Source organism: Acidovorax sp., assembly GCF_034519795.1.
Lineage (GTDB): Bacteria > Pseudomonadota > Gammaproteobacteria > Burkholderiales > Burkholderiaceae_C > Acidovorax.
In genome coordinates, this window is record NZ_JAXHOB010000020.1 from 609905 (window position 1) to 629181 (window position 19277).

Genomic DNA, 19277 nt, shown 5'->3' on the forward strand with positions numbered 1-19277 from the left:
GTGCAGCCCACTTGCTGCGCTCAAAGCGCCGTGCATAATGGACACAGTTTAAAAATTTGGGGTTTGATTATGCTTGACCGGGACGGCTTTCGGCCGAACGTCGGCATCATCCTGCTCAACCAGAAGAACCAGGTGTTCTGGGGCAAACGCATCCGCACCCACAGCTGGCAGTTCCCACAGGGTGGCATCGACCGGGGGGAAACCCCGGAACAGGCCATGTTCAGGGAGCTGCACGAAGAAGTGGGCCTGCACCCCAACCATGTGCGCTTGGTGGCCCGGACACGGGACTGGTTGCGCTATGAGGTGCCTGACCGGTACATCCGCCGCGATGCGCGCGGACACTACAAGGGCCAGAAGCAGATATGGTATCTGCTGCAACTGGTCGGACACGACTGGGATCTGAACCTGCGTGCCACCAACCATCCGGAGTTCGACGCCTGGCGTTGGAACGACTACTGGGTGCCGCTGGACGTGGTGGTGGAGTTCAAGCGCGGCGTCTACGAAATGGCGCTGACAGAGCTGGCGCGTTTCCTGCCCCGCAACGAGCAGCGCAACCGCTACCTGCGCAGCGGCATGCGCGCGCGCGATGGCGAGCATGCGGGCAGCGCCATGTTCCGCACCGGCTCACTGCTGGTGAATCCGGGCATGGAGCTTCCGCCGGGCGCCAGTTTCGACCCCGATCCGCAGAGCAGCCGACCCATGGGGCTGGAGGGCTTGCCCGTTTCCTCCCCGGAGCCGGTGGTGGCCAGCAGCGCCCCGCCCCCTCTCAAGTAACCCGGCCCCGGCGCACGCGCCGAGCGAGTGCCATGCCCGCAGCCGGGTAGGGCCTCGGCATGGTCCACCCTCACGCGATGGTGAGCACCATGTTGTCGCGGTGCACCATCTCGGCCTCGGCCACATAGCCGAGCAGGCGCTCGAACTCTGATGAGGACTTGCGGCACAGCAGGCGTGCCTCGGCGCTGGCGTAGTTGGCCAGGCCCCGGGCGATCTCCACCCCAGCCAGGTCGCGCACGGCGATGACGTCGCCGCGCGAGAAATCACCCTCGACAGCCGTCATGCCGATGGGCAGCAGGCTCTTGCCTTCGTCGCGCACCTTGGCAGCGGCTCCGGCATCGACAAGCACGGCACCACGCAGTTGCAGGTGGTCGGCCATCCATTGCTTGCGGGCCTGTTTCTTTTGCGTCTGCGCCACCAGCAGGGTGCCCAGGGCCTCGCCCTTGACCAAGCGCAGCAGCACGTCCTGCTCACGCCCCCAGGCGATGACGGTGGAGGCGCCCGAACCGGCTGCGCGCTTGGCCGCCAGGATCTTGGTGATCATGCCGCCCCGGCCGATGCTGGAGCCGGCGCCGCCGGCCATGGCTTCGAGCGCGGGGTCTCCCGCCTTGGCCTCGTGCACGAACTGCGCGGCGGGGTCACGGCGGGGATCGGCGGTGTACAGGCCCTTCTGGTCGGTGAGGATGACAAGGGCGTCGGCCTCCACCAGGTTGGCCACGAGCGCGCCCAGGGTGTCGTTGTCGCCGAACTTGATTTCGTCGTTGACCACCGTGTCGTTCTCGTTGATCACCGGCACCACGCCCAGGCGCAGCAGGGTGAGCAAGGTGGAGCGGGCGTTGAGGTAGCGCTCGCGGTCGGCCAGATCGGCATGGGTGAGCAGCACCTGGGCGCTGCCCATGCCCTGCTCACGCAGCTTGGTCTCGTACATCTGGGCCAGCCCCATCTGGCCGACGGCGGCGGCAGCCTGCAGCTCGTGCACCTCATGGGGGCGGGTGGTCCAGCCCAGGCGCTTCATGCCCTCGGCAATGGCGCCGCTGGAGACCATGATCACCTCGCGCGGCGCCCCACCGCCCTCGCCGCGCACCAGCGCAGCGAGTTGCCGGCTCCACTCGCCGATGGCCGCCTCATCGAGGCCCCGCCCTTCGTTGGTGACCAGGCTGGAGCCTACCTTGACGACGATTCGGCGGGCATCCCGCAGCACACTGGAAACCATTTTTGCTTCTTTTGCCTCTGTCGCTGGGCGGCCAGGACGGCTGCCATCAGTGCATTGTTGTCTGGGGGCCCTAGGGCCATGCTGCCCGGCTTTCAGTCGGGCGCATCACCCGCAAAGCGCGGATCGATTTCCTCGGGCGTGTTTTCAACGCGCTGTTGCGTCTGCACATGCCGGTAAATGGCATGGATCAGCGGCTCGCAGCCTTCGCGGGTGAGCGCGGAGATCTGGAACACCGGGCCCTTCCACTTGAAGCGCTTGACGAAGTCCTTCACGCGCTGCTCACGCTCTTCCGCCGGCACCATGTCCAGCTTGTTGAGCACCAGCCAGCGCGGTTTGTCGTGCAGTTGCTGGTCGTACTTCTTGAGCTCGCCCACGATGGCCTTGGCCTGCGCCACCGGGTCGACCGCGTCGTCGAACGGCGCCAGGTCCACGATGTGCAGCAGCAGGCGGGTGCGCTGCAGGTGGCGAAGGAACTGGTGGCCCAGGCCCGCCCCCTCGGAGGCCCCCTCGATCAGACCCGGGATGTCGGCGATCACGAAGCTCTGCTCGGGCGCCACGCGCACCACACCCAGATTGGGATGCAGGGTCGTGAAGGGGTAGTCCGCAATCTTTGGCCGCGCATTGGACACGGCAGTGATGAAGGTGGACTTGCCGGCATTGGGCATGCCCAGCAGACCGACGTCGGCCAGCACCTTGAGCTCCAGCTTGAGGTTCTTCTTCTCGCCGGGCCAGCCGGGCGTCTTCTGGCGCGGCGCACGGTTGATGGCGCTCTTGAAGCGCATGTTGCCGAAGCCGCCGTCGCCACCCTTGGCAATGGTGACCACCTCGCCCGGATTGAGCAGCTCGTACAGCACCTCGCCGGTTTCGGCGTCGGTGAAGATGGTGCCCACAGGCACCTTGAGCGTGATGTCCGAGCCAGCGGCACCGAACATGTCCGAGCCCATGCCGTGCTCGCCGCGCTTGGCCTCGTGCCGGCGCGAGTAGCGGAAATCGACGAGGGTGTTCAGGTTGGGGTCCGCCACGGCGAACACATGCCCGCCCCGGCCGCCGTCGCCCCCATTGGGGCCGCCGAACTCCTTGTATTTTTCGTGCCGGAACGACACGCAGCCATTGCCACCATCACCGGCGGCAATGTCAATATAGGCTTCATCGACGAACTTCATGGGTATCCAGTTTACAAAAGAGCGCTGCGCAAGAAAATCACCGGTGAAGGAGCAGCAGGGCTTTGCTCTTTTCGAGGGGCGTGCGGGACGCCGACAGAACGCGTTAGCAGGAACTACCAGGCTGTCCAAACAACAAAGCCCCGACAAGGCGGGGCTTTGTTAGCTGCCGGGGTGAAACCCCTCAGGCGGCCGTCACATTGACTGTCGACTTGGACAGTGCACCCTTGGTGCCGAACGATACGTGGCCGTCCACCAGTGCGAACAGGGTGTGGTCCTTGCCCACGCCCACGTTGGTACCGGGATGGAAACGCGTACCGCGCTGGCGCACGATGATGGAGCCAGCACTGATCAGTTCACCACCGAACGCCTTGACACCCAGCATCTTTGGCTTGGAGTCACGTCCGTTTCGCGTAGAGCCGCCGCCTTTTTTCTGTGCCATGACATCAGCTCCCTATTAACCCGCGATCACGCCGATTTGCAGTTCGGTGAACTGCTGACGGTGACCTTGACGTTTCTGATAGTGCTTGCGACGGCGCATCTTGAAGATGTGCACTTTGTCGTGCTTGCCGTGCGCCACCACAGTGGCTTTGACCGTTGCACCGGACACCAGGGGCGTGCCAACCTTCAGTTCAACGCCGTTGCCGACAGCCAGAACCTGGTCGATCACAATCTCCTGGCCTACGTCCGCAGCAATCTGTTCTACTTTAATTTTTTCGCCGGAAGCAACGCGATACTGCTTGCCGCCGGTTTTTATGACCGCGTACATGTTGACCTCTTGATATGAGTTCCGCAGACGAATTTCTGCAGAGCCCACTAGTTTAGCATAGGGCGCGGATCGTAGCAAGACAGCGACATCCGCAACGAACCTGGCGTACCGCGGCGCGAGGAAGGCCACGGCCGTTCCTATAATCCGCTGCACTCCGAGCGCTCCTATCTTGACTGACCACTCCCAAACAGCCGCCACGCCCGCACTCACGCTCATCGCCGCCGACATGCAGGAGGTGGACCGGGTGATTGCTGCACGCCTCACCTCCTCCGTCCCCCTGGTCGCGCAGATTTCGCAATACATCATCGCGGCGGGTGGCAAGCGCCTGCGCCCCGCGCTGCTGCTGCTGGTGTGTGGCGCGCTGGGCTACCGCGGCGCGCATCGCTTCGGCCTGGCGGCAGTGGTGGAGTTGATCCACACCGCCACACTGCTGCACGACGACGTCGTGGATGCATCCACCCTGCGGCGCGGCCGTGCAACGGCCAACGAGACCTTCGGCAACCCTGCCAGCGTGCTGGTGGGCGACTTCCTGCACACGCGATCCTTCCAGATGATGGTGGAGACCGGCAGCATGCGGGTCATGGAGATCCTCTCGGAGGCCACCAACGTGATCGCCGAGGGCGAAGTGCAGCAGCTCATGAACATGCACGACGCCTCGCTGGACGAGGAGGGCTACCTGCGCGTGATCCGCTCCAAGACCGCCAAGCTCTTCGAGGCCAGCGCACGCCTGGGCGCGGTCCTGGCGGGCAGCCCGGCCGAGCTTGAAGAAGCCTGCGCCATGTACGGACAGGCCCTGGGAACCGCTTTCCAGATCATCGACGACGTGCTCGACTACGACGGCAATGCCAGCGAGATGGGCAAGAACCTCGGGGACGATCTGCGCGAAGGCAAGTCCACCCTGCCACTGATTGCGGCCATGCAGCGCGGCACGGCGGCGCAGGCGGCCATCATCCGCGAGGCCATTGAGCAAGGCTCCACCGAGCAACTGCCCACCATCGTCGGCATCGTGCGGGACACCGGCGCGCTGGAAGTCACCCGGGTCGCGGCCATTTCAGAAGCACGCCGGGCCATCGCCGCCCTGGGAGCTTTTCCGGACAACGAATACACCGCCGGTTTGCTACACTTGGCTTCTCAATTGCTGGACCGCCGCGCATAGGCCCGCCCCCATGCGACCCGCAGGTCCCCGCGCCCCACGGGCGCCACACGGGGTGTAGCTTAGCCTGGTAGAGCGCTACGTTCGGGACGTAGAGGCCGGAGGTTCGAATCCTCTCACCCCGACCACTGCCCCATGGTGGCCCGACACCCCACAAAACCAGTGTGAACTGTGGTTCAGGCGCCAATATGCGATGCTGTACAGGTCTTTGCCAATAGGCGATGATAGGATGGCTTGCTGCTCAACTCCTAACACATTACCGGTTACATGGCTGCTGTAGATACTGCTCAGAAAGAAACACCTGCAATAGCCCTTCCAGGCTTGGGCCGGGCGTTGATGTCTGCGGGAAAGCTGACCCAAAAGGCAGCCGAGGATATTTACAAAAAGTCACAAGTCAGCCGGACCAGTTTTATTGCGGAGTTAACGGGCTCAGGGGTCGTGTCCGCGACCGACCTGGCCCACACCGTATCCGCTGTATTTGGCGCACCGTTGCTGGACCTGGAAGCCATCGACCCTTTGCGGCTACCCAAGGACTTGCTGGACGTAAAAATCTGCCAGTCCTACCGGGTCGTGGTGCTGAGCAAGCGCAACAACCGCCTGATCGTTGCGACCGCCGATCCCACGGACCAGGAGGCTGCCGAGAAAATCAAGTTCACGACCCAGATGGGGGTGGACTGGATTATTGCCGAATATGACAAACTGAATCGGCTGGTAGAAAGCAGTACGAAATCGACGAGCGAGTCGATGGAGAGCATGACCAGCGGGGGCGATTTTGAGTTTGATGACGTCCCGATTGAGGAAGCGGCCGATCCGGCCGATGTTGGCGCCTCTGACGTCGAGGATGCTCCGGTCGTCAAGTTTCTGCACAAGATGCTGCTCGATGCGTTCAATATGCGGGCATCCGATCTGCATTTTGAACCCTATGAACACCAGTACCGCGTGCGATTTCGCATTGACGGTGAATTGCGTGAAATCACATCGCCTCCGATTGCCATCAAGGACAAGCTGGCCTCGCGCATCAAGGTGATCTCGCGCATGGACATTTCCGAAAAGCGCGTGCCGCAGGACGGAAAGATGAAACTGAAGATCGGTCCCGACCGGGTCATCGATTTTCGCGTGAGCACCTTGCCCACGCTGTTTGGTGAGAAGATCGTGATCCGTATTCTGGATCCGTCCAGTGCCAAATTGGGTATCGATGCACTCGGCTACGAGCCTGAAGAGAAGGCGCGCCTGCTGGACGCCATCAGCCGGCCCTACGGCATGATTCTGGTGACTGGTCCCACTGGCTCGGGCAAGACGGTGTCGCTGTACACCTGCCTGAACCTGCTCAACAAGCCGGGCGTGAACATCGCCACGGCGGAAGATCCCTCGGAAATCAACCTGCCCGGAGTGAATCAGGTCAATGTCAACGACAAGGCCGGCCTGACCTTTGCCGTAGCGCTCAAGTCCTTTCTGCGCCAGGATCCCGACATCATCATGGTGGGGGAAATCCGCGATCTGGAAACGGCCGACATCTCAATCAAGGCCGCCCAGACCGGTCACTTGGTGCTGTCCACGCTGCACACCAACGATGCGCCCACGACACTGACACGGATGCGCAACATGGGGATTGCCCCGTTCAACATCGCCTCCAGCGTCATCCTGATCACCGCGCAGCGCCTGGCGCGTCGGCTCTGCCCCCTGTGCAAGGTGCCCGCAGACATTCCACACGAGGCCCTGGTAGATGCAGGCTACTCCGAGGACGAGCTCGATGGCTCCTGGGTGACCTACCGGCCCGTTGGATGCTCTGCCTGCAACAACGGCTACAAGGGCCGCGTAGGGGTCTACCAGGTCATGCCCATCACCGAAGAAATCCAGCGGATCATTCTGCGCGACGGCAGCGCTCTTGAGATCGCCGAGCAGGCCAGGAGCGAGGGCGTGCGATCCCTGCGCGACGCGGCACTGTACAAGGCCAAGCTGGGGCAGACTTCCCTCGAAGAAGTCCTGGCCGTGACCAACGAATAAACACTACAGAATAGCGACGGGGAATACCATGGCGACTGCAGCAGCATCGAAGGACATCAAGGATTTCGTCTTCGAATGGGAAGGCAAGGACCGGGCCGGAAAGATCGTGCGCGGCGAAATCCGTGCGGGGGGTGAAAACCAGGTCCAGGCCACACTGCGTCGCCAGGGCGTGTTCCCGACCAAGATCAAGAAGCGGCGGATGAAGTCGGGCAAGAAGATCAAGCCCAAGGATATTGCCCTGTTCACGCGCCAGTTGGCCACCATGATGAAGGCCGGTGTACCCTTGCTGCAGTCGTTCGACATCGTTGGTCGCGGCAACACCAATGCGAGCGTGACCAAGCTGCTCAACGATATCCGTACTGATGTAGAGACGGGGACGTCGCTGAATGCGGCGTTTCGCAAGCACCCGCTGTACTTCGACTCCCTGTACTGCAATCTCGTGGAAGCCGGTGAAGCTGCCGGTATTCTGGAAGCGTTGCTGGATCGGTTGGCCACCTACATGGAAAAAACGGAGGCGATCAAGTCCAAGATCAAATCCGCGCTCATGTATCCCATCTCCGTGATGATCGTGGCATTTGTGGTGGTCACGGTGATCATGATTTTCGTGATTCCCGCCTTCAAGGAAGTTTTTTCATCTTTCGGAGCAGATCTGCCAGCTCCCACCCTCCTCGTAATGGGCATCAGCGACGTCTTTGTCAAATGGTGGTGGTTGATCTTCGGCGTCATAGGTGGGGGCTTCTATTTCTTCATGGAGGCGTGGCGCCGCAACGAAAAGATGCAGAAATTCATGGACCGGGTCTTGCTGAAGATTCCCATTTTTGGCGCATTGATAGACAAATCCTGCGTGGCCCGCTGGACACGGACCTTGGCCACGATGTTTGCTGCCGGTGTCCCACTGGTTGAAGCACTTGACTCCGTTGGTGGGGCCTCCGGCAACTCGGTCTACGCAGTGGCCACCGAAAAGATCCAGCAGGAGGTCTCCACGGGCACCAGCCTCACGGCAGCCATGGGCAATGCGAATATCTTTCCATCAATGGTGATCCAGATGTGCGCCATCGGTGAAGAATCCGGCTCTATCGACCACATGCTGGGCAAGGCTGCGGATTTCTACGAAGCCGAGGTGGATGAAATGGTTGCCGGGCTCTCGAGCCTGATGGAACCCATCATCATCGTGTTTCTGGGCACCCTGATCGGCGGGATCGTGGTGTCGATGTACCTGCCCATCTTCAAGCTCGGCCAAGTCGTCTAATGGTCTTGGATCCGTGGTGGAGCGCCGCGCTGGTCGGCGTGACGGGCTTGTTGATCGGCAGCTTCCTGAATGTGGTGATCTACCGGCTGCCCAAGATGATGGAGCGGCAATGGAATGCGGAGGTGGCCGCCTACGCCGCAGAACGGGCAGCGCTGGAATCCACCGGCACAGCGGACGATGCGCAGCCGCAGCCCCCCCCGGCAGAACCCTTCAACCTCATGGTCCCCCGCTCGCGCTGCCAGGCGTGTGGGCACATGGTGCAGTGGTATGAAAACATCCCTGTTCTGAGCTACCTGTTCCTGCGTGGCAAATGCTCGTCCTGTGGAGTGCACATCAGCCTGCGCTACCCCTTGGTGGAATTGGGCACGGCAGGCCTGTTTGCCTTTCTGGGCCATTGGGGCGGGCTATCGGCCCCCACCCTTGTCTGGTGCGGGTTTGCCGCGGCAATGGTGGCGCTTGCCATGATCGACTGGGACACCACCTTGCTCCCCGACGACATCACCCTGCCCTTGCTGTGGGCGGGATTGATTGCTTCGACGCTCGGCTGGACAGGCGTTCCCGTGGCGGCCTCGGTGACGGGTGCCGCCGCTGGCTATCTGTCCCTGTGGCTCGTGTACTGGGGTTTCAAGCTGGCTACCGGCAAGGAAGGCATGGGCTACGGCGACTTCAAGCTGTTCGCCGCGCTCGGTGCCTGGTTTGGCTGGCAGGCCCTGGTACCGATCATCCTCATGGCTTCGGTGATCGGGGCTGTCGTAGGTCTGGCCCTGAAATTCCGAAACCAGTTGCGTGAAGGCGGCTACGTTCCTTTCGGCCCCTTCCTGGTCGGTGCGGGGCTGGCTTCGATGGTCTTCACCCCTGAAGCCATTCTCCAGGCAGTGCTGGGCCGTCTGGGGCTGTAAGCCATGCGCATCGGCCTGACCGGAGGCATCGGCAGCGGCAAGAGCACCTTTGGCCAGTTGCTGGCGTCGTTGGGGGCGGCGCTGATCGATGCCGACCAGATCGCACGCAGCGTGACAGGCCCGGGAGGCGCGGCCATCGAAGCGATCCGGCAGGCCTTCGGTGCCGACTATGTCGACGCCACCGGAGCGCTCGACAGGGCCCGCATGCGCACCCTGGCCTTCTCCGACGGCGGTGCACGGGTGCGCCTCGAATCCATCGTGCACCCGCTGGTCACACAGCACAGCGCCGACGAAGCCCGCCAGGCGTTGCAGGACGGAAAGCAGCTGATCGTGCACGACATCCCCCTGCTGGTGGAATCCGGGCGCTGGGCCCGGCAACTCGATGCCGTGGTGGTGATCGACTGCCCGCCAGAAACCCAGATCGAGCGCGTGGTCCGGCGCAGCGGCCTCACGCGCGAGGCCGTTCAGGCCATCCTGTCGCACCAGGCCAGCCGCGCCGTGCGCAGGGGTGCGGCCGATGCGGTGGTACACAACGGCCCACTCTGCACATTGACGCAATTGCAGGCCCAGGCCGTGCAGCTGGGGCGGCTGTTCGGGCTATGATGCACGCGCAGCCTGTTGCGCCCCGTTTTTGCAGGGTGCACGCCAACGGTGCCACAGAACACCCCTGAGAGCCCCGGGAACCCGCCAGCGTGATCCTTTACGAATACCCTTTCAACGAGCGCCTCAGAACGTACCTGCGTCTGGAGCAGCTGTTTCGCCGGCTCGGCGAACTGATCCCGCGCTCACACGCCCTGGACCACCATTTCGCACTGGTCACGATCTTCGAGATCATGGACGTGGCGGCACGGGCCGACTTGAAATCGGACGTGCTCAAGGACATCGAAAAGCACAAGCACCAGCTCGACAGCTACCGTGGCAACCCGTCGATCTCGGAAACAGCCCTGGACGCAGTGATCGCGCAGCTCGACCACTGCTTCACGGCCCTGAACACCCAGAGCGGCAAGTCCGGCCATGCCCTCACCGAGAACGACTGGCTGATGAGCATCCGCAGCCGCGTCGGCATCCCCGGTGGTACCTGCGGCTTCGATCTGCCCGCCTACTACGCTTGGCAGCACCGCGACGTGGCCTACCGCCAGAGCGCCCTGCAGGAATGGGCATCGACCCTGGCGCCCATGGCCGAGTCCATCTACGTGCTGCTCAAGCTGCTGCGCGACTCGGGCGTGCCGCAGAAGGTGGCCGCCGAACGGGGCCAGTTCCAGCAGAATCTGCCCCAGGGCCGCACCTTCCAGCTGCTGCGCCTGCGCATGGACCCGTCGCTGGGACTCATTCCCGAAATCAGCGGCAACCGCCTGATCGTCTCGGTACGGCTGATGCGCCAGGAGGCCGATGGCCGCCTGCACTCCTGTGCGGAGGATGCCGCGTTCGAACTGACCCTGTGCGCGTGAAGGAGACGCCCACCATGGCCCCAAAAACACCCCCTGGCAGCACCACAGCCCGCACCGTCGTCTGCCCCACCTGCGGCGGCGACAGTATCTACAGCCCCACCAATGCCTACCGGCCGTTCTGCAGCGAACGCTGCAAACAGGTGGACCTGGGCGCCTGGGCCAGCGAAGATTTCCGCATGCCCGCCGAAGCACCGCCGGCAGATGCCCAGTACGGTGACCCCAAGCTGCAGCACTGAGCCGCTGATCGGGGCCCTCTACGTCAGGACTTCGGAAGTTCCGGCGCCACGAACACCTGGCCGCGCTCCTCAGACAGCCATTGCAGGACCGGGTAGGCCCCCGGCAAGACGGGGCTGACGTCCAGCGGCAACTGCTGCCAGGCCATCTCCTGGCCTTCGCGCATCTCGAATTCCCCCGTCCAGGCGTGCACCTTGCACCAGTGCAGGCGCACCAGCGCATGCGGGTAGTCGTGCTCGGTGACCTTCCAGACCTCGGCAGGCCCGATGCTCACGCCCAACTCCTCGACCAGTTCGCGCCGCAGGGCCTGCTCCACCGTTTCGCCCACCTCCAGCTTGCCCCCCGGAAACTCCCAGTAGCCCGCATAGGGCTTGCCGGGTGGCCGGGTGGACAGCAGCAGCGCGCCGTCCGGGCGCACTAAAATGCCCACCGCCACCTCGGTGTGCTTGCGCACCACTGCCTCGCCGGCCACGGGCTCAGCCACCCTGGCGCCCCGCGTAGTCGCGCGCGAACTGGTAGGCCACGCGGCCGCTGCGCGAACCGCGCTCCAGCGCCCACACCAGGGCCTGGGGGCGCGCCGCAGCGATGTCCTGGGCATTCACGCCCAGCGACGAGAGCCACTGCGCCGCGATGGCCAGGTACTCGTCCTGGCTGAACGGGTAGAAGCTTACCCACAGGCCAAAGCGTTCCGACAGAGAGATCTTTTCCTCGACCACCTCGCCCGGGTGCACTTCACCATCCTCACTGTGCGTGTAGGTCAGGTTCTCGGCCATGTACTCGGGCAGCAGGTGGCGGCGGTTGCTGGTGGCATAGATCAGCACGTTCGGCGTTGCCGCGGCCACCGATCCATCGAGAATGGACTTGAGCGCCTTGTAGCCCGGCTCTCCCTCTTCGAAGCTCAGGTCGTCGCAGAAGACGATGAACTTCTCGGGTCGGGCCGAAACCACGTCCACGATGTCGGGCAGATCGGTCAGGTCGGCCTTGTCCACCTCGATCAGGCGCAGGCCCTCTGGCGCATAGGCATTCAGGCAGGCCTTGATCAGCGAGGACTTGCCCGTGCCGCGCGCGCCCGTGAGCAGCACGTTGTTGGCCGGCTTGCCCTGCACGAACTGGCGCGTGTTGCGCTCGATCTTGTCCTTCTGGCCATCGATCTCCTTGAGCTCGCCCAGGGCCATGGCCGCCACGTGGCGCACGGGCTCCAACGTGCCGTGGCCACTGCTGCGCTTGCGGTAGCGCCAGGCGATCGAGGCCGTCCAGTCGGGCGCGGACAGCGGCTGTGGCAAGGCCGCCTCGATGCGGGTGATCAGTTGCTCCGCGCGCGCGATCAGGTGTTCCAGTGCTTGGTTCATGTGCCAGTGGCTCGCGTGTTCAGGAACGATAGTCCGCGTTGATGGTCACGTATTCATGGCTGAAGTCGCAGGTCCACACGGTGTCGACCGCATCACCCCGGCCCAGCAGCACGCGCACGGTGATCTCGCTTTGCTTCATCACGCGCTGGCCGTCTTCCTCGCGGTAGGCCGGGTTGCGCCCCCCCTTCACGGCCACATGCACGTCGTCCAGGTACAGATCGATCCCGGTCTGGTCCAGGTCGTCGATGCCAGCGTAGCCCACGGCTGCCAGGATGCGGCCCAGGTTCGGGTCACTGGCGAAGAAGGCCGTCTTGACCAGGGGCGAATGGGCGATGGCATAGGCCACCTTGCGGCACTCGTCGCCGGTCTTGCCGCCTTCAACACGCACCGTGATGAACTTGGTGGCACCTTCGCCGTCGCGCACGATGGCCTGGGCCAGCTTCTGCGCCACCTGCAGCATGGCGGCCTGCAAAGCCTTGCCTTCGGCACTGGCCAGGTCGGTGATGGGGGGATGCGCCGCCTTGTTCGTGGCCACGACCACGAAGGAATCGTTGGTCGATGTGTCGCCGTCGATCGTCACGCGGTTGAACGAGCCATCGGCCAGTTCGCGCGCCAGTTGCTGCATCACCGAGGGGTGCACCGCCGCATCCGTGGCCATGAAGCCCAGCATCGTGGCCATGTTCGGACGGATCATGCCAGCGCCCTTGCTGATGCCGGTGATGGACACCGTCGTGCCCGCAATCTGCACCTGGGCCGAAAAGGCCTTGGGCAGCGTGTCGGTGGTCATGATGCCTTCGGCGGCGCGGGCCCAGTGGTCGGGCTGCGCATCGGCGATGGCCGCTGGCAGGCCGGCCTCGATGCGGTCCACCGGCAGCGACTCCATGATCACGCCGGTGGAGAACGGCAGCACCTGCTCGGGCGCCACGTTCAGCTGGCGTGCCATGGCCACGCAGGTGGCACGGGCACGCGCCAGGCCGTCGGCACCGGTGCCGGCGTTGGCATTGCCGGTATTGATCACCATCGCGCGAATCGCCTGGCCGCCCGCCAGGTGCTCGCGGCCGACTTGCACCGGCGCAGCGCAAAAACGGTTCTGGGTGAACACCCCTGCCACGCTGGCGCCCTCGTCGATCAGGAACACCGTGAGATCCTTGCGGTTGGCCTTGCGGACACCGGCTTCGGCAACACCAATACGAACACCGGCAATCGCATGCAGATCGGCGGCAACGGGGGCAAGAAGATGGACGGGCATGGGAGAAGCTCTTTCTTGAAGGAAAACTTGCGTCCGATTATCCGGAAAACCGTGGCGCGCCAATGAAAACACGGGCCGAAGCCCGTGTTGTGTACGTCAGAAGATCAGGCCAGCTTGCCGTGGCACGCCTTGTACTTCTTGCCGCTGCCGCAAGGACAAGGGTCGTTGCGCGACACGCGCACGCCTTCGGGCAAGGGCAGCTCGCGGGCACCTGTGGCCTGGCGCTGCTCCAGCGTGGTTTCCACCTCGCCGGTCTCGGTGGGCGCCGTGTAGGTCACGTTGGCAATGCTCTCGGCCCGGCTTTCCATGTCCTGCGCGGCCTGATCGAGCTGGGCCTGCGACTGCACCTGCACGGTCATCAGCACCTTGGTGACTTCGTTCTTGACCTGGTCGATCAACTGGCGGAACAGCTCGAAGGCTTCGCGCTTGTACTCCTGCTTGGGCTGCTTTTGCGCATAGCCGCGCAGGTGGATGCCCTGGCGCAGGTAGTCGAGCGAGCTCAGGTGGTCGCGCCAGTTGGAGTCGAAGTTCTGCAGCAGCACCACGCGTTCGAACTGCGTGAAGTTCTCGCGGCCGACCTGCTCCACCTTGGCCTCGAACGCGGCCTGGGCGGCCTGCACCACCTTTTCCAGGATCTCGTCGTCGGTGATGGCGCTCGCACCCTCTACGATGGCCTTGAGGTCGATGTCGACCTGCCATTCGTCGGCCAGCACCTTCTGCAGCGTGGGGATATCCCATTGCTCTTCCACCGACTCGGCAGGCACGTACTGGCGCACCAGATCGGTCATGCAGTCGTCGCGCATGGCGGCAATCACGTCCGACAGCTCCGAGGCATCGAGGATGTCGTTGCGCTGCTGGTAGATCACCTTGCGCTGGTCGTTGGCCACGTCGTCGTATTCCAGCAATTGCTTGCGGATGTCGAAGTTGCGCGCTTCCACCTTGCGCTGGGCCGACTCGATGCTGCGGGTCACGATGCCCGCTTCGATGGCCTCGCCATCGGGCATCTTCAGGCGGTCCATGATGGCCTTGACGCGGTCGCCCGCAAAGATGCGCATCAGCGAATCGTCCAGGCTCAGGTAAAAACGCGAGGAGCCGGGATCGCCCTGGCGGCCCGAGCGGCCACGCAGCTGGTTGTCGATGCGGCGCGACTCATGGCGCTCGGTGGCGATGATGCGCAGGCCACCCAGGGCCTTGATCTTCTCGTGGTCCACGGACCAGTCGGCGCGCAACTGGGCGATCTGGGCCGCGCGACCGGCCTCGTCCAGCGCCTCGTCGGCTTCGACGGCAGCGATCAGCTTCTCGATGTTGCCGCCCAGCACGATGTCGGTACCGCGCCCTGCCATGTTGGTGGCGATGGTGATCATGCCGGCACGCCCGGCCTGGGCCACGATGTCGGCCTCGCGGGCATGCTGCTTGGCGTTGAGCACCTGGTGTGGCAGGCCTTCCTTGTTGAGCAACTGGTCGATAATCTCGGAGTTCTCGATCGACGTCGTGCCCACCAGCACTGGCTGGCCACGCTCATGGCATTCGCGGATGTCCTTGATCGCGGCTTCGTATTTCTCGCGCGTGGTCTTGTAGACGCGGTCGAGCTGGTCGTCGCGGCGGCTCGGGCGGTTCGGCGGGATCACCGTGGTTTCCAGGCCGTAGATTTCCTGGAACTCGTAGGCTTCGGTGTCGGCCGTGCCGGTCATGCCCGCGAGCTTGTTGTACAGGCGGAAATAGTTCTGGAAGGTGATCGAGGCCAGGGTCTGGTTCTCGGCCTGGATGTTCACGCCTTCCTTGGCTTCCACAGCCTGGTGCAGGCCTTCGCTCCAGCGGCGGCCCGACATCAGGCGGCCGGTGAATTCGTCGACGATCACGATCTCGCCGTTCTGCACCACGTAGTGCTGGTCACGGTGGTACAGGTGGTTGGCACGCAGCGCTGCGTACAGGTGGTGCATCAGCGTGATGTTGGCGGGGTCGTACACCGAGGCGCCTTCGGCGATCAGACCGTGGCTGGCCAGGATGCGCTCGGCGCTTTCATGGCCCTGTTCGGTCAGGAACACCTGGTGGGTCTTCTCGTCGAGCGTGAAGTCGCCGGGCTTGGTCACGCCTTCGCCGGTGCGCGGATCAGCTTCGCCTTCCTGGCGAACCAGGAGCGGCACCACCTTGTTCATGGCGATGTACATGGCCGTGTGGTCTTCGGCCTGGCCGCTGATGATCAGGGGCGTGCGCGCTTCATCGATCAGGATCGAGTCCACCTCGTCGACGATCGCGAAGTTCAGGCCCTGCTGCACGCGGTCGGCGGCCTCGTAGACCATGTTGTCGCGCAGGTAGTCGAAACCGTACTCGTTGTTCGTGCCGTAGGTGATGTCGGCGCGGTAGGCGGCCTGCTTTTCCTCGCGGGGCATGTTGGGCAGGTTGATGCCCACCGTCAGGCCCAGGAAGTTGTACAGCCGGCCCATCCACTGCGCATCGCGGTTGGCCAGGTAGTCGTTCACGGTGACCACGTGCACGCCCTTGTCGGACAGCGCATTCAGGTACACCGGCAGCGTGGCGGTCAGGGTCTTGCCTTCGCCGGTGCGCATTTCGGCGATCTTGCCGAAGTGCAGCGCCATGCCACCGAGCAATTGCACGTCGAAGTGGCGCATCTTCATGATGCGCTTGGAGCCCTCGCGCACCACCGCAAACGCCTCGGGCAGGATATCGTCCAGCGACTCGCCCTTGGCCACCCGGTCCTTGAACTCCTGCGTCTTGGCGCGAAGCGCCTCGTCCGTCAGCTTCTCGTAGTCGGGCTCCATCGCATTGATGCGGGAGACCGTCTTGCGGTACTGCTTGAGAAGCCGGTCATTGCGGCTGCCGAATAGTTTGGTAAGGAAGTTGGTGGCCATGCGAACAGGACCGCCCCACCCGCTGCAATCAGCGCGCGAAGCGACCGAAACCCCTAAGATGAATTGAGATCAGTTGGGTCCGCCGCCCGGTATTGCAAGGACTGCACTACCCAGGGCCGCGAACGCCGGACCCGCGATTTTACCTGCCTGCAGCAGGACTGCCGGAAGCCGCCACCAGGCCCGGCCTTTGCGCCGTGGCAAGCTGGCCTCCCGCGACGGCGCTGCCGGCACTGAGAAACTTCTGCGGGTCCTGGAAAACCCCCTGCACCAGCACCTCGAAGTGCAGGTGCGGTCCGGTGGAGCGGCCGGTGGTGCCCACCTCCGCGATCTTCTGCCCACGTTTGACGATGTCCCCTCGCTTTACCAGGGTACGCGAGGCGTGGGCATAGCGTGTCACCAACTGGTTGCCATGGTCCACCTCGATCATGTTGCCGTAGGCGGAGTGGTATTCCTGTGTCACGACCACGCCGCCGGCGGCGGCCAGGATGGCCGTGCCGGTGTCCGCCTGGAAATCGAGCCCGGTGTGCAGGGCCGACTGCCCGGTGATCGGGTCGATGCGCCAGCCGAAGGAAGAGCCGGGCTGCTTTCCCGCCACAGGCGCATGCGTGGGAACCATCTTCTTGCGGATGTGCTGGTCGAACAGGCGCGATTCCATCACTGTCATCAGGTCCACGCGCTGGTTGGTCAGGCGCTCCAGGTCGTCGAGCGTGGCCTGCAGCTCTTCCATGCTCAGGTTGTGGGCACTCACCAAGGCGCCGCCGCGTCCGTCGCTGCGCAGCTCCGTGGCAGGCATGCCGGCCAGGCCCAGCACGCGCTCGCCCAGAGACTCAAGCTGCACCATGCGCGCCTGCATCTCTCCGACGCGCTTGGCCATGGCATCGAGGTTGACGCGCATGAAGCGGTCGCGCTCGGCGAACTCGTCCTTCACCACCAGGCGCACCAGCGTACCGAAGACTGGCCAGCCCTCGCGCGCGCCCTTGAGGAAGACCCAGTGGTAGAGCCCAGCGGCCGTGACCATGAGTCCCAGGGAAAGAACCAGGCCCGCCAGCAGAAGGCGAGCCCCGGAAAGGTGAATGGCGCGGCTGCGCGCCAAACGGGCGTCCGTGATAATCAGGTGCACTACGACATCTCCACGCCCACCGGCGCATCCCCATGACCCGCCGCCACCACGCCGTCACCCTGCAGCAAGCCAGCGCGGAATCCCCCACGCTGCACATGCTGACCGCATTGACACGCGACTCCAGCGAACGGCTCAAGGCCATTGAATTGTTGTTACCTGCCGGCCTGCGCCAGTCCGTCCAGGCGGGCCCCATCGATGGGTCCACCTGGTGCCTGCTGGTCAAGAGCAATGCCGCCGCGGCCAAGATCCGACAACTGCTGCCTGCATTGCAGGCGCACTTGCGCAGCCGGGGGTGGGAGGTTAACTCCATTCGGCTGAAAGTTCAAACCTGAAAAACAGGCGATGCCCTGCCAGGCTCAGCGAATGGACGAAAAAAGGGGCAAAAGATGGTGCCGGTTATCGGAATCGAACTGATGACCTACCGCTTACAAGGCGGGTGCTCTACCAACTGAGCTAAACCGGCGAAGGCTGGATTTTATCCTGCAAAAACAGCCCGAAAAATGAACCAGGGGGTGTGCCGCCCTATTTCACGCGCTTGAGCGCTGGGCGGCTGCCACCGCCGGAGGGCGATGGACGCGGTGGATTGCCATCCCCGCCATCTGCGGCGGAGGAGGACTCCCCCGGCACCAGGTGGACCACCCGGTCATCCCCGGGCGATGGTGCGGCCGTCGGGGGCACGGCCACCGGCACCTGGGACAGCTCGGCAGGCGCCGAAGCCGGGGCCGAAACGCCCTGCGGCTGGGCGCCGCCCACCAGGTTGTCCACCGGCGGCGGAAACGCCATGCCCTGCCCGTTCTCGCGCGCATAGATCGCAATCACCCGGCCCACAGGCACCAGGATCTCGCGCGGCTTGCCGCCAAAGCGGGCCTTGAACTCGATGAAATCATTGCCCAGCTGCAGCGCACTGGTGGCGTCGTAGCTGATATTGAGCACGATCTCGCCATCGTTGACATACTCGCGCGGCACCTGCACGGAATCGTCCACCCGCACCGCCACATAGGGCGTGAGCCCGTTGTCCGTGCACCATTCGTACAGGGCGCGGATCAGGTAGGGGCGTGTGGACGTGGATTCCGTGGCATTCATGGGCTAGAGGCAGGCGTTCTGGGACGGACGATGGCGCACGCGCATTACTTGCGCATGACCTTTTCGGAGGGCGTCAGCGCTTCGATGTAGGCAGGGCGCGAGAAAATGCGCTCGGCGTACTTGAGCAGCGGGGCGGCATTCTTGCTCAGGTCGATGCCATAGTAGTCCAGGCGCCACAGCAGCGGGGCAATGGCCACATCCAGCATGGAGAAGTTGTCGCCCAGCATGTACTTGTTCTTGAGGAACACGGGTGCCAGTTGCGTCAGGCGGTCACGGATGTGGGCGCGTGCCTTTTCCAGCGCCTTCTCGTTGCCCTTGGTCGCGCGCGACTCCAGGATGTTCACGTGCACGAACAGTTCCTTCTCGAAGTTGAGCAGGAACAGGCGCACGCGGGCACGGTCCACCGGGTCACCGGGCATCAGCTGCGGGTGCGGGAAGCGCTCGTCGATGTACTCGTTGATGATGTTCGACTCGTACAGGATCAGGTCGCGCTCGACCAGGATGGGCACCTGGCCGTAGGGATTCATCACGCTGATGTCTTCGGGCTTGTTGTACAGGTCCACATCGCGGATTTCGAAGTCCATGCCCTTTTCGAACAGGACGAAGCGGCAGCGGTGGGAGAAGGGACAGGTCGTTCCCGAGTAAAGCACCATCATGGTGTGAGGCTCCTAAAAATCAAAAGAGTGGGAGCCAAAAGCGCCCA

Annotated in this window: 20 protein-coding genes and 2 tRNA genes; 10 read left to right on the top strand and 12 right to left on the bottom strand. The window is 63.8% G+C overall.

The features are described from left to right. Positions 1 to 69 precede the first annotated feature (69 nt). A complete protein-coding gene (locus U5N23_RS24040) occupies positions 70 to 774 on the top strand; it encodes an RNA pyrophosphohydrolase (protein WP_007854562.1) in 705 nt (234 codons plus the stop codon). A gap of 70 nt (positions 775 to 844) precedes the next feature. Here the strand turns inward: U5N23_RS24040 and proB are convergent, their stop codons facing one another. The 4 genes from proB to rplU form a co-directional block, all read right to left on the bottom strand. Continuing rightward, a complete protein-coding gene (proB, locus tag U5N23_RS24045) occupies positions 845 to 1987 on the bottom strand; it encodes a glutamate 5-kinase (RefSeq protein ID WP_007854558.1) in 1143 nt (380 codons plus the stop codon). Positions 1988 to 2079: 92 nt separating this feature from the next. Further along, positions 2080 to 3150 (bottom strand): Obg family GTPase CgtA, encoded by a 1071-nt coding sequence (gene cgtA / locus U5N23_RS24050; protein ID WP_007854555.1) that lies wholly within the window; start codon positions 3148 to 3150, stop codon positions 2080 to 2082. Between the two features lie 181 nt (positions 3151 to 3331). Beyond that, positions 3332 to 3589 (bottom strand): 50S ribosomal protein L27, encoded by a 258-nt coding sequence (gene rpmA, locus U5N23_RS24055; protein ID WP_007854552.1) that lies wholly within the window; start codon positions 3587 to 3589, stop codon positions 3332 to 3334. 15 nt (positions 3590 to 3604) lie between these two features. After that, positions 3605 to 3916: a 50S ribosomal protein L21 gene (gene rplU, locus U5N23_RS24060; RefSeq protein WP_322595228.1), complete on the bottom strand. Its 312-nt coding sequence runs from the start codon at positions 3914 to 3916 to the stop codon at positions 3605 to 3607. A 226-nt stretch (positions 3917 to 4142) separates the two neighbouring features. Here rplU and U5N23_RS24065 point away from each other — a divergent pair, with 226 nt between their 5' ends. From U5N23_RS24065 to U5N23_RS24100, 8 genes are all read left to right on the top strand, one after another. After that, the gene (locus tag U5N23_RS24065; RefSeq protein ID WP_322595564.1) at positions 4143 to 5072 is read left to right on the top strand and encodes a polyprenyl synthetase family protein; all 930 of its coding nucleotides are present in this window, start codon (positions 4143 to 4145) and stop codon (positions 5070 to 5072) included. 48 nt (positions 5073 to 5120) lie between these two features. Then, positions 5121 to 5197: transfer RNA gene (locus tag U5N23_RS24070), tRNA-Pro, on the top strand. Between the two features lie 139 nt (positions 5198 to 5336). Beyond that, positions 5337 to 7073 carry a type IV-A pilus assembly ATPase PilB gene (gene pilB / locus U5N23_RS24075; RefSeq protein ID WP_322595229.1) on the top strand — a complete coding sequence of 579 codons (1737 nt, stop codon included), beginning with the start codon at positions 5337 to 5339 and terminating at the stop codon, positions 7071 to 7073. Between the two features lie 28 nt (positions 7074 to 7101). Next, positions 7102 to 8322, top strand: a complete 1221-nt coding sequence (locus tag U5N23_RS24080; RefSeq protein ID WP_322595230.1) for a type II secretion system F family protein — start codon at positions 7102 to 7104, stop codon at positions 8320 to 8322. After that, entirely contained in the window at positions 8322 to 9221 is a 900-nt protein-coding gene (locus U5N23_RS24085) for an A24 family peptidase (RefSeq protein WP_322595231.1), read from the top strand. Before U5N23_RS24080 ends, U5N23_RS24085 begins: the two co-directional genes overlap by 1 nt. Positions 9222 to 9224: 3 nt before the next feature. Beyond that, on the top strand, positions 9225 to 9824 hold the full coding sequence (coaE, locus tag U5N23_RS24090) for a dephospho-CoA kinase (protein ID WP_322595232.1): 600 nt from the start codon (positions 9225 to 9227) through the stop codon (positions 9822 to 9824). An 89-nt stretch (positions 9825 to 9913) separates the two neighbouring features. After that, a complete protein-coding gene (zapD, locus tag U5N23_RS24095) occupies positions 9914 to 10669 on the top strand; it encodes a cell division protein ZapD (protein WP_322595233.1) in 756 nt (251 codons plus the stop codon). 14 nt (positions 10670 to 10683) lie between these two features. Then, positions 10684 to 10905, top strand: a complete 222-nt coding sequence (locus U5N23_RS24100) for a DNA gyrase inhibitor YacG (RefSeq protein WP_322595234.1) — start codon at positions 10684 to 10686, stop codon at positions 10903 to 10905. Positions 10906 to 10928: 23 nt separating this feature from the next. Here the strand turns inward: U5N23_RS24100 and U5N23_RS24105 are convergent, their stop codons facing one another. The 5 genes from U5N23_RS24105 to U5N23_RS24125 all read right to left on the bottom strand — a co-directional run bounded on the left by U5N23_RS24105 (position 10929) and on the right by U5N23_RS24125 (position 17491). Beyond that, positions 10929 to 11387 (bottom strand): NUDIX domain-containing protein, encoded by a 459-nt coding sequence (locus tag U5N23_RS24105; protein ID WP_416208659.1) that lies wholly within the window; start codon positions 11385 to 11387, stop codon positions 10929 to 10931. Beyond that, the gene (locus U5N23_RS24110; RefSeq protein WP_322595235.1) at positions 11380 to 12252 is read right to left on the bottom strand and encodes an ATP-binding protein; all 873 of its coding nucleotides are present in this window, start codon (positions 12250 to 12252) and stop codon (positions 11380 to 11382) included. Before U5N23_RS24110 ends, U5N23_RS24105 begins: the two co-directional genes overlap by 8 nt. A gap of 19 nt (positions 12253 to 12271) precedes the next feature. Continuing rightward, positions 12272 to 13501, bottom strand: a complete 1230-nt coding sequence (gene argJ, locus U5N23_RS24115; RefSeq protein ID WP_322595236.1) for a bifunctional glutamate N-acetyltransferase/amino-acid acetyltransferase ArgJ — start codon at positions 13499 to 13501, stop codon at positions 12272 to 12274. 104 nt (positions 13502 to 13605) lie between these two features. Further along, positions 13606 to 16371, bottom strand: coding sequence for a preprotein translocase subunit SecA (gene secA / locus U5N23_RS24120; RefSeq protein WP_322595237.1), 2766 nt, complete (start codon positions 16369 to 16371; stop codon positions 13606 to 13608). A 139-nt stretch (positions 16372 to 16510) separates the two neighbouring features. Beyond that, positions 16511 to 17491, bottom strand: a complete 981-nt coding sequence (locus U5N23_RS24125) for a M23 family metallopeptidase (RefSeq protein WP_322595238.1) — start codon at positions 17489 to 17491, stop codon at positions 16511 to 16513. A 32-nt stretch (positions 17492 to 17523) separates the two neighbouring features. Between U5N23_RS24125 and U5N23_RS24130 the strand changes: the two genes are divergently transcribed. Then, a complete protein-coding gene (locus U5N23_RS24130; RefSeq protein ID WP_322595239.1) occupies positions 17524 to 17823 on the top strand; it encodes a hypothetical protein in 300 nt (99 codons plus the stop codon). Between the two features lie 55 nt (positions 17824 to 17878). Here the strand turns inward: U5N23_RS24130 and U5N23_RS24135 are convergent. The 3 genes from U5N23_RS24135 to U5N23_RS24145 form a co-directional block, all read right to left on the bottom strand. Further along, a tRNA-Thr gene (locus U5N23_RS24135) sits at positions 17879 to 17954 on the bottom strand. A gap of 59 nt (positions 17955 to 18013) precedes the next feature. Next, positions 18014 to 18574: a ClpXP protease specificity-enhancing factor gene (locus U5N23_RS24140; RefSeq protein ID WP_322595240.1), complete on the bottom strand. Its 561-nt coding sequence runs from the start codon at positions 18572 to 18574 to the stop codon at positions 18014 to 18016. Positions 18575 to 18618: 44 nt separating this feature from the next. Beyond that, positions 18619 to 19230 (bottom strand): glutathione S-transferase N-terminal domain-containing protein, encoded by a 612-nt coding sequence (locus tag U5N23_RS24145; RefSeq protein ID WP_007854512.1) that lies wholly within the window; start codon positions 19228 to 19230, stop codon positions 18619 to 18621. Between the last annotated feature and the right edge of the window lie 47 nt (positions 19231 to 19277).